We start from the raw sequence: 21763 nt of genomic DNA, 5'->3' as shown, positions 1-21763 counted from the left end.
TAACCTAAGCAACCGTGGCTGTCCAACCGTCAACAACGAGCAAGATCACGGTGTTTACTGTCGGCCTGACGATGGCGCACGTCGGGTTGCTCGACGTGCTCGACCAACGCGAGCGGCAGCGCGTCCATCGCACCGTAGCTGAGGCGGATCGCGCCCGGTTCCTGCTCGGAGCGGCACTGCTGCGCAGCGTCGCCGGCTCAATGCTCGACCTCCCAGCCGAGGCGGTGACGGTGGACCGCACTTGCTCTCACTGCGGCCGCTGGCACGGCCGGCCGACGCTGCCCGGCACCGCATTGGACATGTCTGTGTCGCACAGCGGCACGGTGGTAGCCGTTGCCGCCTTGCCCGGCGGCGGACGGGTCGGGATCGACGTCGAGCGGACCGGTGATCGGCTGGTACCGGAGGTCGTCGCCTGGACAATCGCAGAAGCCCAGTTCAAGGCCGGCGGCGGATCGGGCCTGACACTCCACCGGCTGCCGCCCCCTGCGCCCCGGCACGTGCTGACCGTGGCCACCGACCGGGCCGCAGCCACGGTCGAGGTGGTCGACGCGACAACCCTGCTGCCGCCATCTACATCATGACAATCCGGCCACGGACGGCGGCAAAAGTGACCGATCGGGGCGCCCGGTCTCCTCCGACGACGTCTCAACGGGCGCTGGAGGACAGCGTCGGCGCGCGGCGGCAGCACGGATCGGGACAAGTCCGCGGCATCGTTCGGCCATGGCCCAAGGACCGCAGCCAGGAAGGGAGGCAGCATGTCCGCCACCATCTCTGCCTGTCCATGTCCCTCGACGGTTTCGTCGCCGGCCCAGACGTACGACCCGACAACGGGCTCGGTGACGGCGGGCACCGCCTGCACGAGTGGGCCTTGGCTCTCGGTCACTGTCTGTCCTTTCCCGCCAAGCATCAACGTTCGGCGTGTCAGGCGAGGCCAGTTACACCCTTGATCGGCCAGTCCCAACCCGCCCCAATGTCTGGCCGAGGATTGAAAGGCGCCGTTGCGTTGTGGATCCGGCGGACGTGTTGAACCCGCGTCGGGTCGGCGGTCAGATCGCTTGGGCGAGTTCGGTGAACGCGGTGGCGATCCGCAGGGCCGGTGGTGCGTCGAGTCCGAGTTCGTAGTGGCCGCGGCGAAGGTTCTGGATGAAGGCATGCCCGGTGATGATCACTTGTGCTGTGTGGTCCGTTCGTAGCCCGCGCATCGGTCTCAGCCGGTGTTTGAGCTGGTTGTGATCAGCCTCGATCGGATTATTGGCGTACTGCTCGACGTGGTGCCAGGCCGACGGGATCAACTCGTCCAGGGCGCCGGGGTAGACGGCGGCGGCGTCGGTGACCACCTCGCTGGGCGTCACCTTCACCGTGCCCAGCGCCCGGCGGAAGAACCGCCGGACCGCGTCAGCGTCCCGGCGCGCCGACACCAGCACGTCGATGACCTGCCCGTACTGGTCGATCGTCCGGTACACGTACCGCCACACGCCGTTGACTTTGATGTAGGCCTCGTCGACGTGCCACCTATCGCCTGGCGAGTGGCGGCAGAATCCGGCGGCGTCGGCCAGCAGCCGGGGTGAACCGCTGCACCCACCGGTAGACGGTGACGTGATCGACCTCCACACCGCGCTCGACCAGCAGTTCGTCAACGTCGCGATAGGACAGATTGAACCGCAGATACCAGCACACCGCGACAACGATCACCTCTGGCGGGAACCGGAAACCCAGCGAACGCCGACGTCGGATGCACCCACGGACGAGCAAGGATCGACAGCTTCACCGGTCAAGCCTGCCTCGATCATGCCAACGCCCAACGCAACGGAGCCAAATGGCATCACAAGATCCTATCCGAGTGCGGCCCGCGTCACTTGTCGTGCAACGCGGCGTCTAGGGCGTCCACCGCTGCGGAGAACTGCTGGTTCGCGGCGGCCCGGGGGTGTTGTTCGGAGCCTTGCAGGTAGAAGTCGGCGAAGTTGTCCCGCGGCGCCGCGTACAGCAAGTCGAACATCTCGGTGGCGTCAGCCAGCACCTGCTCCGCCGGCCGGCCGGCGGTGTGCAGGGTGTCGCGAATGTCTGGAGGCGGGGCCATGGGGGTCATCCGCGAACTGTTCGAATGCCTGTGGCGGCGGCCCTCGGCACTCGACGATGCGGTCATCTGGGCGTGAGTTGCAGTTTGCCCCGGATGGTGATCATGGATTCGTGGTGAACGTCGCCCCTCGGACACAACCATTGCCCCACGGTGCGCGCTGAGATCGACTTCAGTGCGCACCGTTTGCGTTTCGGCATGGTAGGTGAGCCGGAGGCCGAGTTGTCGGTAGACCTCGGCTTTGTCGGTGGGGTCGGCGTCGCGGAGCGCCGTGATGATGTCGCCGAGTGCTTGCACCAGTTCGGTGATCTCTGTTCGGCTCATTCGGCGCGGGCTGTTGCCTGTGTTCACGTGGAGCTCGGCTTCGGCGCGGGCGCGTTCGGTCTGAGTCTGAGCGATCCAGCCGGTGATCACCGCGGGGTCCGCGCCGGCGTCGAGAGCTGCTCGGTAGCGCTCGAGTTTGGCGTCGCATTCGGTGATGGTCGCTCGGGCTACGGAGCCGGGGGGAGATGAATGCTCGGTTGGCTGGGCGTCGGCCATAGCGGTGATTGTCTGTTCGATCCGGTGTGGTGCGAAGGCGGAGGCTAGCCAGGTGTCGAGCGGGTCGGTGAGGGCGTCTTCGCGCAGGTAGACGTTGCGGGGGTGTTCGACCTGGTTGGCGAGGGCGTATTCCTGGGGGAACCGGCAGCGGTAGTAGGCGTCGCCGTGGTTGTACTGGCCCTGCATGCGCCGCTGGCAGGCGGCGCAGTAGATCAGGCCGCGGAAGACGTACGGGTTGCGGGTGCGCTGCTTGACGTGTTGACCGCCGGGGCCTCGTCCGCGCCCTTGCAGAATCGCTTGGGCCTGCTGGAAGGTCGTGTCGTCGATGAGCGGTTCGTGAATGATCTCCTTCGAGGTGACCCACTTGTCGGGCGCGTTCCAGCGCATGACGCCGGTGTGGCCCATCGCCACGTCGTTGACGTCAAGGAGCACCTCGTCGGTGCGTTGCTTGTTCCACACCTGCCGGCCTGTGTAGCGCGGGTTGGTGAGGATGACGCGGACGGCGCTTTTGGACCAGGCGATGCCGCTGCGATGCGGGTTGCGGGCGCGGTCGTGTGCCGAGGGGCAGGGCACGTGGTCGGCGGTGAGTCCTTCGGCGATGGCGAAGAGTCCGTTGCCGGCGAGGAACTCGGTGAAGATCCGTCGGACGATCGGGGCGGTCTCGTCGCCAGGGGTGAGCCCCTTGAGGCATCTGCCGTCGGCAGCTTTCGCGGGGTTGGGGTGGGGGCCGAGGTCGCGCAGGGTGTAGCCGTAGGGTGGGCGGCCGCCTAGGTAGCGGCCCTCAAGAAGGGTCTGGGCGGCCATGGCGGTCCGGACGCGGAGCTTGATGCGGTTGCGTTCGCCTTTGCTCATGCCGCCGAAGACGGACATGACCAGTTCGTGGGCCTCGTTGTCGGGGTCGATGGGGCCGCCGATCTCGGGCACCCAGAGTTCGACGCCGTAATGGGTGAACAGTGGCACCGTGAGGCCGAACTGGTTTCCGTAGAACGCGCGGTGTGGTTCACCGACGACGACGGCGGAGAATCCTCGTCGCGGGTTGCGCAGCGCCGCGAGGAGGAAACTCGCCTGCGTGCGGCGTTGCCAGGGCAGTGATCGGCTCTGGCCCACGTCGAAGTACTCATCGTTACACCTCCTTGACGAGAACCGAATCGCGGAACCGGCGGTAGGCGTCCAGGTCGACGTCCCCGGCGAGCGGCCGCAACACCGCTGCGGCCGAGAGCGCCACCGCCTCGGCAAGCCGTTCGGGCCAGCTGCTTCCGGTGACGAGACCGCGCACCAGGCCGGCGACGCACGCGTCCCCGGCGCCGGTCGGGTTGCCGGAGAGGCGGGCCGGGGGCCGGGCCATCCACCGGTGCTGCGGCGTCGACGCGACAAGCCCGTCCGCCCCGACGGAGACGACGACTGCGTTAGCTCCGTCTCGCAGCAGCAGTTCGGAGCCGGCGAGGGGGTCGTCGTGCCCCGTCGCGGCCCTGAGCTCTTCCGCGTTCGGCTTGACGATCTCAGGGCCGGCGGCAACCCCGAGGCGCAGCGCCGTTCCGTCGGCGTCGAGCACAGCCGGCACGCCGGCGTCGCGAGCGGCGGCCACGAGTTGCGCGTACGCGTCCTCCGGCAGTCCCGTTGGCGCGCTGCCGGAGAGGGCGACCCCGGAGGCGCTCGGCAGGAGGCGCCGGTAATGGTCGAGGAAAGCGGCCCAATGCTCGGCCGCAATCCGGGGCCCGGCCTCCCAGAAACCGGTGGCGTCGCCGGCGATCGTGTCGACGACCGCCAGCGTGCGCCGCGATTCGCCCGGCACCGGCAGGAACGCTTCGGAGATGCCCGCCGCCGCGAGGTCGCGCCGGATCCGCTCCCCGGTGTTGCCGGCGACCAGTCCGGTGACGACGACCTCGTGACCGAGGGCGCTGAGTACCCGGGCGACGTTCGTCCCCTTGCCGCCGGCGCGTTCGGCAACCGAGGTCACCCGGTTCCCGGCGTGCCACCGCACGCCGTCGACCACGTACGTAACATCGAGGGCCGCGTTCAGCGCCACACAGAGAATCACTGGTGGCTCAGACCGTTGTGACTTTGAGCCCGGCCGCGCGCAGGCTCTCGACGTGCGCGGGATCGGCGGCGTCGTCCGTGATCAGCTCGGTCACGGCCGAGAGCGCGCAGATGCTGGCGAACACGACCCGACCCAGTTTGCTGGAATCGGCCACCACGATCGCCTTTCGGCTGCGCTCGATCAGTACGCGGTTCGTGGCGGCCTCGGTCTCGTTCTGGGTCGTCAGCCCCGCGTCCCGGTCGACGCCGTCCACACCGATGAACGCGACATCGATGTTGATCTTACTGAGTGTGGAGTCGGCGAGCGGGCCCACCAGCTCGTACGATGCGCTGCGGGCCACGCCGCCGGTGACGATGAGCTTGATGTTCGGTCGGACGGCGAGTTCGGCCGCGATGTTGAGCGCGTTGGTGACGACCGAAAGATCGGCGCGGTGCACCAGGCGGCGCCCGATCTCCGTCGTGGTGGTGCCGCCGGTCAGCGCGACCACGTCGCCGTCGGCCACGCGCTCGAACGCCGCGCTGGCGATTCGTTGCTTCTCAACGCGTGCGTGACTTTCGCGGTAATGGACCGGCAGCTCGACGGCGGCCCCCTGGAAGACGGCGCCGCCATGCGCGCGCTCGAGCAGTTGCTGCTGGGCCAGGGTCTGTAGGTCCCGCCGGACGGTCGCCTCGCTGACGCCGAGATCGGTGGCGAGGTTGGCGACGTCCACGCTTCCGTTCTCGGAGAGCAACTTGAGGATGTGTCCGAACCGGTCGGCCTTGCGCTTACGGCGGGTACCGGCGGCCGCGCTGAGGCCGCCGTCGGCGGTGTCCGGAGGCGTCATGGTCGCGGCCTCGTGACCATCGATGGGGAGAGCGGGGCGGGGAGTGTCCGGCATGAGGGCTCCAGGTGGCGCCTGGTCGATGCGAGGGATGACATAGGAGATCATGACATCGACGTGATGAGAGCGTCAGCTTCCTCGCGCGTCGGCTGTCCGCCGGTGCCGCCCGCGTGGCGCGTCGACAGAGCGCCGCAGGCACATCCGAGCGCGAGAGAGGAGACGATATCGGCCCCGCCGAGCCATCCGGCGAGGAACCCTGCGTCGAACGAGTCGCCGGCGCCGGTAGCGTCCACGGTCTGCATGCTGTACGGCGCAGCGCGCACGACCGCCCCGTCATGCACCGCGACGGCGCCTTCCGCCCCGAGCTTCACCGCGACCAGCGGACCGCGAGCGGCGAGCACGCCGGCGGCGGCCACCGGCTCATCGGTAGCGGGAAGCTCTCGGTCCGGTGCCGAGGTGCCCACAGGCTGGTGTGCCGCGGCCGCCAGCCGTACCGCTTCCTGAGCGTTCGGCAGCAGTACGTCGACGGCGCCGACGGCGGTGGCCACGGAGTTCCACCGCTGCTCCGGGTCCCACCCGGTGTCCATCGACACGGTTGCGCCGGCCGCATGGGCGCGCGCGACGAGCTTCTCCAGACCGTCGAGCAGCCGGGGCTGCAGGAACGGCGACGCGATGTGCACGTGTCGGGTTCGCCGCAGCACGGCATCGGGTACCTCGGCTGGGTCGAATGCGCTCAGCGCGCCGCGGGCCGTGAGCACGGCGCGGTCGTCGGGCCGGGCGAGCGCCACGCTGATGCCGGTCGGGACGTCGTCGAAGACGCGCACCGCCGTGGTGTCCACGCCGGCAGTGGCCAGCTTCTCCAGCATGAAGCGGCCCAGCACGTCATCGCCGACCGCCGCCGCCATCGCGGTCCGGAGGCCGAGCCGTGCGGCGCCGACCGCGGTGATGGCGCCCGAGCCGCCGAGGACGAGGGCACCGTGGTCGACGATGCGCTCGTGCTGGCCGAACATGGGCTCGATGTCGCCCCCGTGCAGGATCAGATCCGGGTTCGCGTCGCCGACGACGAGGAGATCCAGTGCGCGGGACGTCCGCGGCTGTGGGCCTGGCGCGGTGGAGCGCGGGTTGGCGAAGTTGGGCACGTTAGGAGGATCGCAGCACGCGCATAGTTGCGCAAGTGCTGCGCGAATTTGTTCGGATGGCTCGCCTGGCTCCGAGGAACGTGCAGATGCGAGCGTTCTTTGCGGTCCATGCTCCGCTCCGCGCTCCTGCGAGTGGTCATTAGTTCGGCTCTGACGGCGGAAATACCTCCCGGTTCTGCACGTACTTGCGCACGGTTGCGTGAATCCAGGAAAAGAAATGCTTGACACTGCGCGAATCGCGGCCACAGTATCAAGCAATGAGCAGGACTGCGGATGAGATCGCAACCCAACCCGACCTATGGCGCCGCGCCGCGCAGCTCGCGCACGACGTCGCCGACCTACTGCCCGACCATGGCCAGGACGTATGCATCGTCGGCTGCGGTACGTCGCTGTACATGGCGCAGGCGGCGGCGAGCCTGCGGGAGAGCGCGGGGCAGGGCCGCACCGATGCCTTCGCGGCGTCCGAGATGCCGGAAGGACGCCGCTACGACGTCCTCGTGGCGATCTCGCGCTCCGGCACCACGTCGGAGGTGCAGAGTCTCCTGCGCCGCCCGCCCGCCGCACGCTCCGTCGTGATCACCGCGGTACCCGACAGCCCGGTCGCCGAGGTCGCGGACGGTGTCATCGCCCTGCCCTTCGCCGATGAGACCTCGGTGGTCCAGACGCGCTTCGCCACCACCGCCCTCACGCTGCTCCGCACCCATGCCGGCGACCAGAACGCCGCCGCGGCCGACGCCGAGCGTGCGCTCACCATGGCGCTGCCGGTCGATCCCACCGCCGTGTCCCAGTGGACCTTCGTCGGTCGGGGCTGGACGGTCGGTCTTGCCCAGGAGGCGGGGCTGAAGCTGCGCGAGGCCGCGCAGGCCTGGACGGAGGCCTACCCCGCCCTTGAGTACCGGCACGGCCCCATCAGCGTGTCGGGTCCCGGCAGCGTCGTGTGGTCCTTCGGCCCGCTCGACCCGGCTCTCGCCCGTGAGGTGCGCGCGGTCGGCGCGACGGTGGTCGACCTGCCGCTCGACCCGTTGGCCTCGCTGGTCGTGGCCCACCGCGTCGCGGTCGCCCTCGCCGAATCGCGCGGGCTGAACCCCGACACCCCCCGCAACCTGACCCGCTCGGTCGTCCTCTCCGGCGACGCGCTCGCAGTGCTGTCGTAGCCGCCGCCCACCACGGCGCAGGCGACGCCGGTCGATCACACGGTTCATCCCACCCACAGCGCCGACGCGATGTTCGCCCTCGACGCGGAGTTCCTCAATAACGACCCAGGAGGCCTGCACGTGTACCTCGACACCACCGCTGCCCGCAACCCGGGGCTGATCAGGGCCGCGGCGCGGCTGCACGCCGAAGACGTGTTGCCGGCGAACACCTACGTCGTCGACCTCGACGCCATCAAGCACAACGCCGAGATCATGGCGCGGGAAGCGCAGCGGGCCGGCATCGAGCTGTACCTGATGACGAAGCACTACAACCGCAACCCGCTCGTCACCCACGCGGCGCTGGCCGCCGGCATCGGGTCGACCGTCGGCGTCGAGACCGCGGACGCCTTGTACCTCTCGCGCTTCGGCCTGCCCGTCGGGCACATCGGACACCTCGTGCAGATCCCGCGCGGCAACCTCCGCTCGGTCCTCACGATGCGCCCGGAGGTCATGACGGTCTTCAGCGTCGAGAAGGCCAAGCAGGTCTCCGATGTGGCGGTCAGCCTCGGGCAGGTACAGGACCTGCTCATCCGCGTCCGCGTCGCCGGCGACATCATCTACCCCAACGAAGAGGGCGGGATCTGGGAGCACGAGCTCGAGGCGGCCGCACGCGCCATCGCCTCCTTCCCCGGGGTACGGATCGTCGGTGTCACCACCTTCCCGGGAACGCTGTTCAACCCACGCACCGCGCAGGTGGAGGTGACCGTCAACTTCGCGGGTCTGCTCCGCGCCGCCGATCGACTGCGGGCCCTCGGCTTCGACATCCGCCAGGTCAACACGCCGGGTGCGAGCTCCGCCATCGGGTTCGACGTCGTGGCGAAGGCGGGGGGTACGCACGCCGAGCCCGGCCACGCGCTGACCGGCACGACGCCGCAGGTGCTGTACCCGCAAGCGCGGTCACCGGAGAAGTCGGCGATCATCTACCTCAACGAGGTGTCGCACCTCTTCGAGGGCAAGGGGTACGTGTTCGGCGGCGGGTTCTACGCCTGCGATGCGCCCGCGTTGATCGGCGACGACACCAAGTACCACACGTCCGAGTGGCGCCCGCACGCGTTCGTCGGTCGTACGCCGGAGACGATCATGGACCAGAAGGTTCCCGTCGACAAGGGCTCCTTCTTCGGAAGGGTCAACAACGCCACTGACTACTACGGCGGAACCCTCGTCCCGGACGGCCCGGCCGACATCCGGGTGGGCGACACCGTCATCTACGGCTTCCGGCCCCAGGCGTTCACCACGCGGGCGAACGTCGCGGTCGTGGAGAACGTCGACGGGGAGCCGCGGGTCCTCGGGATTTTCGATCGCGCGCTGAACCTCCTCGACGAGCAGGGCTACCCGCTGCCGGACACCGTCGACCGGGTGCGGGACCTGTTGGCTGCGGCAGGCCGGTGAACGGACGCACCAGTCCCATGACGTGGCGGCCGTAGCGGCGGGGGACGCCGCACCGCTGTCCACAGCAATCTCTCATTCACTGACGACCTGAAGAGAGGCATCATGAATCAGCAGTTCTCTCGCCGGAATTTCCTTAGATCCGCCGGGTTCGCGGCCGCCGCGATCTCGGCACCCGGTTTCCTCGCCGCCTGCGGCGGCTCGAGTGGGGAGTCGGCGCGCCCGGCAAGCCTGGACCCGAACAAGTCGTACACCGACGCGGAGCAACTCGCGTTCAACGGGTGGGGCTTCCAGGTCGACATGGTCCAGAAGTGGGTCACCCGCTTCAACGAGCAGAACAAGGAGAACTCGGCCTTCCGGGTCGTCGCCGGCACCTACCCGTCGGTGATGGAGAACAAGTACCGCAACAAGGAGAAGGTGGATCTGGCCTACGTGCTGGACACCGCGTTCCCCCGGTGGGCGCAGGCCAACTGGATCCACGACTTCTCGGACTTCCCCGATCTGGAGAAGGCCAAGGCGGCCATGTACCCGAACGTGCGCGACGCCCTGACCATCGACGGAAAGATGTACGGGCTGCCGTACTTCACCAGCATCGACGGCACCATCGCGGTCAACCAGCAGATCCTCGACAAGGTCGGGATCACGCCAAAGGAATACCCGAAGAACTACACCGAGCTCTACGACCAGATGCGTGCGATCAAGAAGTCAGGCGCCGCGGACACCCCGTGGCTGCCGCGGTGGATCGCGGAGTCGTTCGGTATCGGCGACGCGATCTACAACGAGATGCTCGCCGAGGGCCTCGAACTGGTCGACGAGGAGGGCCACCCGATCTTCGACGGCAAGACCGAGCACGTGGCCGTCCTGGAGCGGGCCAAGAAGGCGTGGGACGACGGGCTGGTCCCGAAGAGCGTGCTGACGATGTCCGAGACCGACCAGATCGACGGCTTCGCCTCGGGTCGGTACGCGATGAGCGAGCAGCAGCTCTACGACGCCATCGCCACGATGAACAACCCGCAGCGATCGAAGATCGCCGGCCACGCCAGCTTCGTCCCTGTCCCCGAGGGCGGCCATTCGTGGGGTCACCTGCAGCTGGGCGCCTACGTCGTGCCCAACCACGGCCAGAGCGCCGAGCGGCTCGGCCGGGCGTTCCGGCTGGCCGGCTACGCGGGGTACCAGGACAACGACGGCACACCGTACGTGTCGAAGCAGTGGGCGCTCGCCAACGGCCTCGGTTCCGGGTATGCGTCGGTTCTCGAGGACCCTGAGGTCATCGCGAAGTACAAGACGTGGTTGCCGGACTTCGACACGCAGATGCCGCAGATCAAGGCAGCCATGCAGCAGGCCAAGCCGTTCCGGATGAGCCGGCAGATCTGGTCGACGGAGTGGAACTCCAAGGCGCGCGAGCTGTTCCCGACCGTCTTCACCGGTGAGGTCACCCCGGCCAAGGCCCTGGATCAGCTTCGGGAGCACGCGGACAAGCTCGTCGACAAGTACAAGTGACGACCGGCTCGCCCGAGCTGACACCGATGAGCACCCACGGGCTCTTCAACGATGACACGGGGCAGCAGCGCATCAGGGCGGCTGCTGCCCCTCGCCGCAACGGGGACTTCAGGATCGAGAAAGGGCCGGAGGCGTGATCGTGGCAACGAAAACGTTAGATGCGCCAGCGGGGCGCGGGCGGATGAAGCCGCCGAAGCCGCCGAAGAGCGCGGCCATGAGTGAGCAGAGATTCGCCCATCTCCTCACGCTGCCGCTCGCCGTCGTTCTCTTTGCCGTCGTGATCTTCCCGGTCCTGTACTCGCTGTACATGAGCTTCACGAACATCAATGAGCTGACGGGTGTCAACAGCTTCGCGGGCATCCAGAACTACATCGACGCGCTGACGAGCTCCGAGACATGGACGGCGACGCTGAAGACGTTCGTCTACGTCTTCTGGCTCACGCTCTTCTCCGGTGGAATCGCGCTGTTCGGCGCGCTCGTGCTCAACGAGAAGTTCAGGGGAAGGGGCCTCGCCACCGCCTTGGTCATCCTGCCGTGGGCGGTATCGCTGTACGCCGCGGCGGTGATCTGGCGGTACATGTACAGCCAGCAGTTCGGCATGTTCAACGCGATCCTCGGGGCCGTCGGTCTGCCGTCCGACGTCAACTTCATCACGCCGACCTCGGCGCTGCCGCTGATCGCCCTGGCGCACGCCTGGGAGTACTCGCCACTGGGTATCTACTTCATGCTCGCGACGCTGCAGTTCATCCCGGCGGACCTGTACAACCTCGCCCGGACGGACCGGCTCAGCGCCTGGGGTCGGTTCCGTCACGTGACCCTGCCGTATCTGAAGACCCCGCTGCTCATCTTCCTGATCCTGGTGACGGCGGAGGCGACGAAGGGCTTCGAGATCGCGTACTTCATCAGTGGCGGCGGCCCGGGTACGTCATCGACGCACCTCGTCTTCCTCCTCTACAAGGAGACCTTCGTCAACCTCAACCTGTCATATGGCGCGGCGCTCTCCTGGATCCTGCTGGTCCTGGTCACCGTCATCACGCTCGGGTACTTCTGGGTGCTGATGCGGGGTCAGAAGAAGGATCCGGCCGAGGACGGTGCCAACAGCGCAGACGCCCGAGCGGGCGAGTGACCGGGCGAGAGAGAGAAAAGCCAATGCGAAAGATCAGCCGGCGAAAAATTCTCGTCTACGGCGGTGCCCTTCTTCTTCTGGTGTGGACGCTCGCGCCCATCTACTGGATGATCAACATGTCGCTGAGCACTACGGTGGCGATCGGCGAGGGCCGGCTCTTCCCGAGCGACCCGACCCTGTGCAACTACGTCCGCATCTTCTCCGACACCTTCTCGTGCCACACCGCGGATGGCGCGTCGGCGCCGGTGGTCGGCCAGGCCGCCGCTATCCGGCAGGGGCTCGTCAACAGCCTCATCATCTCGGTGGTGGTCACGCTCGTCACGATGATCGTGAGCATCCCGGCCGCGTACGCCATCGGACGACTCGTCTTCAAGCACAAGGTGAAGATCCTGACGACCATCGTCCTGAGCCGGTCGCTCCCGCCCGTCGCGGTCCTGATCCCGTTCTCATCGATGTATACGACCATGCACCTGCAGGGCACGATCCTGGGCCTGATCATCATCTACCTGACCCTGACGGTGCCGCTGGTCGTGTGGATCCTGAGCGGCTTCTTCGCCTCCCTGCCGCCCAATATCGAGAAGCTGGCGCGCACGGACGGGTGCACGAGGTTCCAGGCCCTCTACCGGGTACTGCTCGGCGCGGCGATGCCGGGAGTGTCGGCGGTCGCCGCGATCGCCTTCCTCACGAGCTGGAACGAATTCACGTTCGCCTTGATCCTGACGCCCGCAACGGACGCCCAGCCGTTCCCACCCACGCTCGCGGCGCTCTTCTCGCACGTCTCGTACCCGAACACCAACGCTGCCGCCGCCCTGCTGGCCATGATCCCGGTCATGATCATGGCGTACGTGTTCCAACGACGTATTCGCAGTCTCAATCTTGTCGGCCCCATCTAGGACGAGGTAGCCATGCACACGAACATTGCCGACACGGCACTGGACGCGACGTCGACGAAGAACATCCGCCTGGTCGACGTCGAGAAGAAATTCAACGGTCAGCACGCGGTCAACAAGCTCAACCTTGAGATCTTCGACCAGGAACTCCTGGTGGTTCTCGGGCCGTCGGGGTCGGGCAAGAGCACGGCGCTCAATCTCCTGTCCGGCCTCGAACTCGCCGACGCGGGTGAGATCTACTTCGGCCCCGACAACGTCACCGAGCTGCCCACCGAGCGTCGCGAGATCTCGATGGTGTTCCAGTCGAACACCCTCTATCCGCACAAGAACGTCCGGGCGAACATCCTCTTCGCGCTCAAGATCGCTAAGGTGCCGCAGGACGTGCAGGAGCAGCGGATGAACGAGGTGGCCCGTCTGCTCCACATCGACCAGTACCTCAACCGTCGCATCGACCAGCTCTCGGGCGGCCAGCGTCAGCGGGTGGCGATCGCCAAGGCCCTCGTGAAACGTCCCAAGCTGTTCCTCCTCGACGAGCCGTTCGCCGCCCTCGACGCGATGCTGCGCCGGGAGCTGCGTGGCGAGCTCGTGCGCATCCACCGCGAACTCGGGACGACGATGCTGTTCGTCACCCACGACCAGGAGGAGGCGCTCGCCATCGCCGACCGCATCGCGGTCATGAACGAGGGCGAACTCGTCCAGGTCGGCCCCCCGCTCGACATCTACAACCGGCCGGTGACCACGTGGGTCGCGAGCTTCGTCGGGCCGCACAGCATCAACCTCCTCGACGGCGAACTCCAAACCGACGGTGGCAAGGGGTACGTACTCACCAAGGCCGGCCGGTTCGGCGTCGACCCGGGCGTGTTCGCCGGCGCGGGCGCCGCGCTGCCGTCGAAGCGGGTCGTCGTCGGCATCCGGCCGGAGTTCACGGCCCTGTCGGCCACCCCGTCGGCCGACTCGGTGTCAGCGGAGGTGTACAGCCGCCAGAACTTCGGCAGCTCGGTGCTCTACCAGTTGAAGGCGAACGGCGCGGACTTCCGTGCCGTCGTCCCGGTCAACCACCTCTACGACATCGGCGACCGCGTCAACGTCGAGGTCTCGTGGAGCCAGACCGTCTGGTACGACCCGGACACCCGGAAGCTGGCTTACGCGGCCATGGACGAGGCCGGGCCGCGGGCCGCGGTCTCCCCGGCGCGCGCCTGACACCACAGAGAGGTGACACATGAATGATGCGATGAAGAAGGCGGCCGCCGCCGCGGCCGATGTCGACCAGCACATCCTTGAGACCAGGATCAGGCCGCTGGTCACACCCGAGACGATCGCCGAGCACCAGGCCGACCCGTTCGGCGCGGGTCACGGCCCGGAGCTCGAGATGCTGTTGCGGTTCTTGCGACGCAACCCAATGCGGACCAAGCCCCGGTACTTGCTGGTGGAGACGGTGCCGTACAAGGAGTGGTGCCTGGCGCTGTACCACCGCCGACGGGGTGAGGGCCCGACGCTGACGGACACGCGCTTCACCTCGCGGGAGGCGGCGCAGCACGCGATCTTCCTGAAGCGACTGCTCGATCTCGACGACCCCACGATCACGAGCGTCGTCGAAGCCGCCGAACACTGAAGGAGCCAACTGAAATGCCCGATAGCCCAGTCAGTGGACCGCTGCGGATCCTCGGCTACTGCGACCGTCCCAACGTTCGTCCCGGGGAGACGCTCGACTTCTACGTCAGCTGCGCCGAGGAGCTCGAGACGTACCAGGCCGACATCGTCAAGCTCGTGCACGGCGACCTCGACCCGCGAGGCCCCGGGTACAAGGAAGAGGTCACGGATACGTCGGCCAACGGCGAGTACCCGGCCCGTACGCAGCTGATGTATCCCGGTTCGTACGCCGTCGTGCCCGACAACGAGGCGCTGGCGCTCACCGCCGGGTTCACGATCCAGGCGTTGGTCTGGCCGACCCTGCCGCTCGGCGGCGAGCAGGGCATCGTCACCAAGTGGTCGCAGGACGAGCAGGCGGGCTACGGCCTCTTCATCGACGGAGACGGCTGTCTTGAGCTACGGCTGGGCGCCGGGGACCGCGGCACGGTGCGTATCAGCTCCGGTGAGGGGATGGTCGAGCACTGCTGGTACCTCGTCGCGGCGAGCTTCGACGCCGCGACCGGTCGTGCACGTCTGCACCAAGAGCCCGTCGTCTACGCCGCCAACGCTCCGGTGTCGCGGCAGGCGACGTTCGTGGGGCGGGCGGTCGTCGTCGAGCGCGACGTTGACGTCGTACCCGGTAGCACCAACGTGCCCCTGATCATGGCCGGCTGGACCCAGCGGCTGGAGGACGACCGCGCGATCATCGGCGGTCACTACAACGGCAAACTCGACCGTCCGCGCGTTTCCGGCGCCCCGCTCGGCAGCGAGGAACTCTGGGCGCTGGTCGAAGATCCGTCCTCGGCGGACGTGGTCGGGGCCTGGGACTTCTCCGACCAGATCACGCCCGACGGAATCCGCGAGTTCACGACGATCACCGACCGCTCCGGCCACGGCCTGGACGGCAGGACCGTTAACGCCCCGGTACGCGCGATGACCGGCTACAACTGGTCGGGCAGGGAGCACGCCTTCACCCACGCGCCCGACCAGTACGGTGCCATCCACTTCCACGACGATGACCTCGACGATGCAGGTTGGGAGGTGGACTTCCAGCTCACGATCCCGGACGGACTGCGCAGCGGCGTTTACGCCGCGCGGCTGCGGTCGGGTGACAACGAGGACTACGTCCCGTTCTACGTGCTCCCGCCGAAGGGAACCGCCACCGCGCCGATCGCTTTCCTGGCGCCGACCAACAGCTACCTCGCCTACGCCAACGACCACATGGGCATCGACGCCGAGCTGATCCAGCTCGCCATCGGCAGGGCCGTCGTGCTCGGCACTCAGGACATCCACAAGCACCTGCACCGCGAACTCGGGAACTCGCTCTACGACCTGCACACCGACGGATCCGGCGTCTGCTACTCGTCGTGGCAACGGCCGCTGCTCACCGTACGACCGAAGTACCGTCACGCCTTCGGCAACGTGTGGCAGTTCAACGCCGACCTGCACCTGGTGGACTGGTTCGCCGCCAAGGGGTTCGAGATCGACGTCATCACCGACCGCGACCTGCACGACGAAGGCGTCGAACTGCTGAGTCGCTACAAGACCGTGGTGACGGGTTCACACCCCGAGTACACGACCGAACCGATGCTCGATGCGATCGAGGCGTACCTGGCCGATGGCGGCCGCTTCATGTACATGGGCGGCAACGGCTTCTACTGGGTGGCGAACTACAACCCCGAGAATCCGCACATGATCGAGATTCGGCGCCACAACGGCACGCAGATGTGGACCGCCGAGCCGGGGGAGTACTACCTCAGCTTCACTGGCGAGATGGGTGGGCTGTGGCGCAACCGCGGCCGGGCGCCGCAGAAGATGGTCGGCGTCGGCTTCATCGCGCAGGGCCAGGACATCTCAAGCTACTACCGCCGTAAGCCGGACAGCTTCGCCGAGGGTGGTTCGTGGGTGTTCGAAGGCATCGGCGACGACGAGCTGATCGGCAACTTCGGTCTCTGCGGGGACGGCGCGGCCGGCCTCGAACTCGACTGGTACCAGCCGGAGCTCGGCTCACCCGCGCACGCCTACGTGCTCGCGTCCTCCGAGGGGCACACCAACGTCATGCTCGAGGTCCGCGAGAACTTCGGCACGACGATGCCCGCCCACGGCGGTGACGAGCAGCCCAACGTACGCGCGGATCTCGTTTACTTCACGACACCGAACGATGGTGGCGTCTTCTCCACGGGGTCGATCGCCTGGTGCGGCAGCCTGTCGCACAACGACTACGACAACAACGTCTCGCGCATCACCGAGAACGTGCTGCGTCGCTTCTCCTCAGAAGGCCCACTACCGCAGTAGCCGATCGCCGTACGCCGGGCCGCGTGACCCGCGGCCCGGCGTACCGGCTCTCCCGCACAGAGAGGAACGGTTGCGATGAAGCCACTGGTCGCCATCACCGGCGCGAGTTCAGGGATCGGCGCCGCTGCGGCGCGGGCCTTCAGCGAGGCGGGTCACCCCCTTCTTCTCACCGCCCGTCGGGTGGAACTGATGGAGGAGATGGGCCTGCCCGACGCGATCTGCCGTGCGCACGATGTCGTGGACGCCGAAGGCTACCGGCGCCTGGTCGACGAGGCCGAAACGAGGTACGGACCTGTCGACCTCCTCGTCAACAACGCTGGCTTCATGGTGCTTGAGGAATTCGCGGCGCTGTCGCCAGAGGACTGGCGACAGCAGTTTGAGGTCAACTGCATCGGGCTGTTGAACACGACGTCGGCGGTCCTGCCGGCAATGATTGAGCGTGGGACCGGGACCATCATGAACATCGGCTCTACCGCGGGCCGAACCATGTATCCGAACCACACGGTGTACAACGGCACGAAGTACGCCGTGCACGCAATGACCGAAGGGCTGCGCCGCGAGGCCGCGCCCGCTAATGTCCGCGTAATCCTGATCTCGCCGGGATTTGTTCTTACGGACCTACTCACCGGCACGCGGGCAGAAACGATCAAGGAGGGGTACCACGCCTACCGGGATGAGATCGGCGGTGCCCTCGATCCGAGGGAGATCGCGAGGGCGATGCTCTTCGCGTATGAGCAACCACAGCACCTGTGTATCTGGGAGATGGTCGTGACTCCTACGCGTCAACTGGTCTAGGTGATCTATTCAAGAGGTCAGTGATCGTAGGCGATGACGGACCGGAGACGGGTCAAGATGGCCTTTGAAGGTCTGGCTGACCGACTCGATGCGCGTAGCAGTGGACGGCCCGGGCGCGGTTTCTCGCCTTTGTATGCCCGCACGAGCTGCGCGGCCTGCTCGGCGCGCACGGCTGGATGCTCAACCCGGAACTGCGGCAGGTCGTGGAAGAGCTGTAACGGTCGCGCCGCGGCTGCGCTTGCCGGCTCTCGCCGGATCCGGTGCCGTCGCGGCACAGTGCATGCCAAGGGCTGATGGTGGTCAAGCCCGCGCCGTCGTCCGCCCTGGAATCTGGCCGTGGCGGACACCGCGGCCGCGAAGGTGGCGCCGGACCTGCTGCGCCGCCAGCGACCCGCAAACTTCGGAACATGGAAGTCGCGCTTGCCGGCGTCGGTCCCCGCGCCCCGCTTCACATGCTTTCACCAGGCGCCCTCTCGTCGTCGGGCCCTCGCTTCCGTCATACTTGGAGATGTGCATGAGCCAACCCGAGCACTTCCTGCGTATCACTTCGCGAGCGACGTCGATGGCGTCCGGCACCTGATTGTCGGTGACAGCGACAGCGACTGCACTGGATGGCGCATCGAGGTGAGGGATCGTGACCGCGAATACCAGTTCCCGTTCGAGCGGTCCGTCGTCTTCGGCGAAGGTGCCGAGGCCAACCTGATAGGTCATGGTCCTGCTCGAGAAACATGGACAGTCGTCATGGACTGGGGTGCCGTGTCGGCGGAGATCTGCCTGCCGGACGGCTCACGTCACCCGGTACGCAGTTCCGTTCTCTGACTCTGTGGGGTTCGAGCTGTTGCGGCGACCAGTTGAATTCGCCCTGGATCCGGCATCCGAGTGGTGGATCAGGCCAGCCTCGACGGGCGACCGTCGCGGTCTCGACGCCACAGGCCCATGTCGAGGGCATCCAGAACGAGAGTGGTGTGCTTGGTGGTGGCCGCGGACCAGCCAACGATCGCCCGGGAGTAGACGTCCACGACGAACGCAACGTAGACCACGCCGGCGAACGTGGCGACGTGGGTGAAGTCTGCCACCAGCAGCGGTTCGGCGCGGCCCCGGGGCGGTTCAGGGTGACATCAATTGAGGTGATCTCAGCAACGAATGCGTGCGGAATCGTCGGACGACGGCATCCAATCCAAGTTGGACATCCTGGGAGTGAGCGTGGGCGTGGGCGTCACGAGGGTACCCGTGGGCGGCGGGTCGATGTTGCTGTAACCATCGATTCCGGCGAAGGCGGCTGGATCACGGCTGACGTAGGTCGGCGATGAGGTCGGCTAGGGCGTGTCCTGCCGATCATGAGCTCCGTGGATCGTCCGGGGCAGCGCCGACACCCAACCGGATGCCATAGTGCCGCGATGAAGGCAGACCTGCACAGTTACTTGAAGGGCGGCCGCGACGCGCTGCTGTGGAAGCTCGACGGGCTCAGCGAATACGATATTCGGCGTCCGTTGACCCGGACCGCAACCAACTTGCTCGGTCTGGTGAAGCACTCGGCGGCCATGGAGATCCTCTACTTCGGCGTCGTGTTCGGCCGGCCGTTCGAGCAGGAGCTGCCGTACGTCGGCGACGGAGCGGAGACCAATGCCGACATGTGGGCGACCGCGGATGAGACCCGCGAGGAGATCGTCGCACTGTACCGTCGCGCGATCGCCCACGCCGACACCACCATTGAAGCCCTTGCACTGGATGAGGTCGGCCGCGTGCCGTGGTGGGGCGATGCAGCGGTCACGTTGCACCACGTCCTGGTCCACGTCATCGCGGAAACACAACGGCACGCAGGCCACGCTGACATCGTGCGCGAACTCATCGACGGCGCGGCCGGGCTGCTGCCCAGGTACGACAACCTGCCCCCCGCCGACGAGTCATGGTGGCTGGACTACCGCCAGCGAGTGGAGCAGGCTGCCCTCGACGCCAGCAAACGCAGCAACTAGGTTTCTGTCGATCATGGAAGCCAGATGATGGCGGCGATGAGGACGAGGCTGGATCGGTAGAGGGATGCGCGTTGGCGTAGCGGGTGGCCAGGTCACGCCACTGCTTGAGGCGGTTGAAGCAGTGCTCCACCACGTTGCGCTTCTTGTAGACCGCCCGGTCGAAGGCGGGTGGCCGCCCGCCGGCGCTGCCCTTGGCGGCCCGGCGGGCGACCTGGTCGGACCGTTCCGGGATGACGTGTCGGATCCCGCGCTGACGCAGCGCTCGCCGGGTGGAGTCATGCGCGTAGCCCTTGTCCGCGATCAGCACGTCGGGCCGCTTGCGAGGTCGCCCGGGTCCTGGCTCGTTGACGCGGATCGCGTCGAGCAGTGCCAGGAGTTGAGGGTTGTCTCCGGCCTGGCCTGGAGTGAGCAGGATTGACAGCGGTCGGCCGCGTCCGTCGACGGCGAGGTGGATCTTCGTGCTCAGTCCGCCGCAGGATCGGCCGATGGCCTCGCCATCTTGCGCACCAGGCGTCGCCGGACTTGTCGGGGAGCCCCCTTTTTGCGGGCGCCAGTGGCATGCTGGTGCGCCCGCACGATCGATGAGTCGATGCTGATCGTCCACTGCACCGGTGTGCCGTCGTCATGCTCCTGCGCCGCGGCCAGGATCCGGTCCCACGTGCCGTCGGCGGTCCACCGGCGCAGGCGTTCGTGGCAGGTCTTCCACGGCCCGTACCGTTCCGGCAGGTCACGCCAGGGCGCACCCGTGCGCAGCTTCCACAAGATCCCGTTGATGACCTGGCGGTGATCCCGCCACCGCCCCCGACTGCTGCCCGGCTCAGGTAGCAGCGGCGCGATCACCGCCCACGCCTCATCGGTCAGCTCACCACGACGCACCACCGGCACATCGTCAACGATCAACCCCTACGACCGCAAGATCGGCAGGACACGCCCTAGCCGAATGTTGCATCTGATGCATCACCGCCCACTTGTGCCGAGCGGGGCGCCGGCTGCTCGGCGGCGGCCCGCGCAGCGAGTCGGCGGAAGCTCGGCAAGTCGAGCGAGTCGGCGTCCGAAGCCATGCTGTACCCCCGGCCGGGCGGCACCAGGAACCGGCCGCCGGCCCGTTCGGGCAGCCCTCGCTCGCCGTGCCGGCGCAACCGGCCGAAGTTGTGCGCCGGCTCTCGGTCCGGTTGACAGCCGAGGGGCATGTGGCGGCGGGTGGTGCGGACCCCGCGTGGACGCCGGCCTCTCGTGCGTCCAGCAGCGGGATGCCGAGCCGGTTCGTGGTGGCGGCGAAGGCGCGTCACTGCGTTTGCGGTGACATCGCGTCCGCGGAAGCGATGCCAGCTTTCTTGGCCAGTGGGCGGAACATCACGGCCGAGCATGGGCCGACCCTGCCCAGGCCGGGCCAGAAGTTACTCCGAGGTGCCTGAGGCTCGAGAAAGTGCCTTCTTCCGCGCCCCGCATTAGTCTCTTACGGTTTCTGGGTTACCGGAAGAGAGTAAGGAGCACGTCATGGCCGTCACCCTGGTCAACCCCGCCGGGCTGCCCGAGATCCCGATCTACCACCAGGTGTCGGTGGCGACCGGGACGCGGTTGGTCAACATCGCGGGCCAGGTCGCCTGGGACGCCGAGGGCACGCTGGTCGGCGCCGGTGATCTGGCTGCCCAGGTGGAGCAGTGCTATCTCAACGTGGCGACGGCGCTGGCCGGCGTCGGCGGCTCGTTCGCCGACGTGGTGAAGCTGACCGTCCACGTCGTCGACTGGACGCCCGACAAGATGCCGCTGCTGCTGGACGGCATCGCCCGCGCGGCGTCGCAGTTGGGCGTCACCCCGGCCGCCCCGGCGTCGCTGTTCGGCATCGTTGCCCTGGACGTGCCCGAGCACCTGGTCGAGGTGGAGGCGACCGCGATGTTGGGTTAACCGGGAAACTGCCGGCGGGAGGCTTCGATGTGTCCCAGATACCGCTGGGTCCAGCCGCACATCCCGTCGACCACCGCGCGCAGCGCCTGGCCCGCCTCGGTGAGGGTGTACTCGACCCGGGGCGGGACCGTGGCGTGTACGGTCCGCTCGACCAGGCCGTTGCGCTCGAGCATGCGCAGGTTCTGGGTCAGCATCTTGTGGCTGATGCCGCCGACCTCGTCGCGCAGTTCGCTGAAGCGCATCGTGCGCTGCCCGAGGAACTCGATGAGTAGCAACGCCCACTTGTTGGCGACGTCGGAAAAAATCTCCCGGGCCAGCGAGTCTGCCCGGGCCAGGTCGGCCTCCGGGGGCAGTGCGGCGATCTCCTGACGGGTTCCCATCGACACACTCTCCATCGGGTCCTCAGTAACCGCAAGTGACCACCCCTGCCTACGGCGCAGAGAAATGCCCCTGCCGCCGA

General features: G+C 67.4%; 18 protein-coding genes and 3 pseudogenes. 13 read left to right on the top strand and 8 right to left on the bottom strand.

The window, feature by feature from the left end; translation table 11 throughout:
- Positions 1-71: 71 nt before the first annotated feature.
- Positions 72-581, top strand: a complete 510-nt coding sequence (locus AB0J06_RS03225) for a hypothetical protein (RefSeq protein ID WP_357424060.1) — start codon at positions 72-74, stop codon at positions 579-581.
- A 465-nt stretch (positions 582-1046) separates the two neighbouring features.
- Here the strand turns inward: AB0J06_RS03225 and AB0J06_RS03220 are convergent.
- From AB0J06_RS03220 to AB0J06_RS03200, 5 genes and pseudogenes are all read right to left on the bottom strand, one after another.
- Positions 1047-1716, bottom strand: a pseudogene (locus AB0J06_RS03220) (IS6 family transposase).
- 136 nt (positions 1717-1852) lie between these two features.
- Entirely contained in the window at positions 1853-3721 is a 1869-nt protein-coding gene (locus tag AB0J06_RS03215) for a recombinase family protein (RefSeq protein ID WP_357424058.1), read from the bottom strand.
- A 16-nt stretch (positions 3722-3737) separates the two neighbouring features.
- On the bottom strand, positions 3738-4640 hold the full coding sequence (locus AB0J06_RS03210) for a 1-phosphofructokinase family hexose kinase (RefSeq protein WP_357424056.1): 903 nt from the start codon (positions 4638-4640) through the stop codon (positions 3738-3740).
- A gap of 19 nt (positions 4641-4659) precedes the next feature.
- Positions 4660-5529 (bottom strand): DeoR/GlpR family DNA-binding transcription regulator, encoded by an 870-nt coding sequence (locus AB0J06_RS03205; protein ID WP_357424054.1) that lies wholly within the window; start codon positions 5527-5529, stop codon positions 4660-4662.
- 47 nt (positions 5530-5576) lie between these two features.
- Positions 5577-6611, bottom strand: coding sequence for a carbohydrate kinase family protein (locus AB0J06_RS03200; protein ID WP_357424052.1), 1035 nt, complete (start codon positions 6609-6611; stop codon positions 5577-5579).
- Positions 6612-6868: 257 nt separating this feature from the next.
- Between AB0J06_RS03200 and AB0J06_RS03195 the strand changes: the two genes are divergently transcribed.
- The 10 genes from AB0J06_RS03195 to AB0J06_RS03150 all read left to right on the top strand — a co-directional run bounded on the left by AB0J06_RS03195 (position 6869) and on the right by AB0J06_RS03150 (position 18244).
- Positions 6869-7765: an SIS domain-containing protein gene (locus AB0J06_RS03195; protein ID WP_357424051.1), complete on the top strand. Its 897-nt coding sequence runs from the start codon at positions 6869-6871 to the stop codon at positions 7763-7765.
- Between the two features lie 69 nt (positions 7766-7834).
- Positions 7835-9193 (top strand): alanine racemase, encoded by a 1359-nt coding sequence (locus tag AB0J06_RS03190; protein ID WP_357424050.1) that lies wholly within the window; start codon positions 7835-7837, stop codon positions 9191-9193.
- A 102-nt stretch (positions 9194-9295) separates the two neighbouring features.
- Positions 9296-10690, top strand: coding sequence for an ABC transporter substrate-binding protein (locus AB0J06_RS03185; protein WP_357424047.1), 1395 nt, complete (start codon positions 9296-9298; stop codon positions 10688-10690).
- Between the two features lie 214 nt (positions 10691-10904).
- Positions 10905-11816, top strand: a complete 912-nt coding sequence (locus AB0J06_RS03180) for a sugar ABC transporter permease (protein ID WP_357424045.1) — start codon at positions 10905-10907, stop codon at positions 11814-11816.
- A 23-nt stretch (positions 11817-11839) separates the two neighbouring features.
- Positions 11840-12709 carry a carbohydrate ABC transporter permease gene (locus tag AB0J06_RS03175; RefSeq protein ID WP_357424043.1) on the top strand — a complete coding sequence of 290 codons (870 nt, stop codon included), beginning with the start codon at positions 11840-11842 and terminating at the stop codon, positions 12707-12709.
- Between the two features lie 12 nt (positions 12710-12721).
- Positions 12722-13906 (top strand): ABC transporter ATP-binding protein, encoded by a 1185-nt coding sequence (locus AB0J06_RS03170; protein WP_357424041.1) that lies wholly within the window; start codon positions 12722-12724, stop codon positions 13904-13906.
- Positions 13907-13925: 19 nt separating this feature from the next.
- Entirely contained in the window at positions 13926-14318 is a 393-nt protein-coding gene (locus AB0J06_RS03165; protein ID WP_357424039.1) for a hypothetical protein, read from the top strand.
- Positions 14319-14332: 14 nt separating this feature from the next.
- A complete protein-coding gene (locus tag AB0J06_RS03160; RefSeq protein ID WP_357424037.1) occupies positions 14333-16630 on the top strand; it encodes a N,N-dimethylformamidase beta subunit family domain-containing protein in 2298 nt (765 codons plus the stop codon).
- Between the two features lie 75 nt (positions 16631-16705).
- Positions 16706-17425 carry an SDR family oxidoreductase gene (locus AB0J06_RS03155; protein WP_357424035.1) on the top strand — a complete coding sequence of 240 codons (720 nt, stop codon included), beginning with the start codon at positions 16706-16708 and terminating at the stop codon, positions 17423-17425.
- Between the two features lie 510 nt (positions 17426-17935).
- The gene (locus AB0J06_RS03150; protein ID WP_357424033.1) at positions 17936-18244 is read left to right on the top strand and encodes a hypothetical protein; all 309 of its coding nucleotides are present in this window, start codon (positions 17936-17938) and stop codon (positions 18242-18244) included.
- Positions 18245-18286: 42 nt separating this feature from the next.
- Here the strand turns inward: AB0J06_RS03150 and AB0J06_RS03145 are convergent.
- Positions 18287-18501: pseudogene (locus AB0J06_RS03145) on the bottom strand (DDE-type integrase/transposase/recombinase); the annotation flags it as partial.
- A 321-nt stretch (positions 18502-18822) separates the two neighbouring features.
- On the opposite strand from AB0J06_RS03145, the gene AB0J06_RS03140 reads away from it, so the two are divergent.
- Positions 18823-19398, top strand: coding sequence for a DinB family protein (locus AB0J06_RS03140; RefSeq protein ID WP_357424031.1), 576 nt, complete (start codon positions 18823-18825; stop codon positions 19396-19398).
- Positions 19399-19409: 11 nt separating this feature from the next.
- On the opposite strand, the pseudogene AB0J06_RS03135 reads toward AB0J06_RS03140, so the two are convergent.
- A pseudogene (locus AB0J06_RS03135) lies at positions 19410-20274 on the bottom strand (IS5 family transposase).
- A gap of 621 nt (positions 20275-20895) precedes the next feature.
- Here AB0J06_RS03135 and AB0J06_RS03130 point away from each other — a divergent pair.
- Entirely contained in the window at positions 20896-21303 is a 408-nt protein-coding gene (locus AB0J06_RS03130) for a RidA family protein (protein ID WP_357424028.1), read from the top strand.
- Here AB0J06_RS03130 and AB0J06_RS03125 read toward each other — a convergent pair.
- The gene (locus tag AB0J06_RS03125; RefSeq protein ID WP_357424026.1) at positions 21300-21683 is read right to left on the bottom strand and encodes a helix-turn-helix domain-containing protein; all 384 of its coding nucleotides are present in this window, start codon (positions 21681-21683) and stop codon (positions 21300-21302) included. The genes AB0J06_RS03130 and AB0J06_RS03125 overlap by 4 nt on opposite strands.
- Positions 21684-21763: the final 80 nt, after the last annotated feature.

Source organism: Micromonospora sp. NPDC049679 (assembly GCF_040659735.1).
Classification (GTDB): Bacteria; Actinomycetota; Actinomycetes; order Mycobacteriales; family Micromonosporaceae; genus Micromonospora_I.
This window is presented reverse-complemented; position numbering and strand designations above follow the sequence as displayed.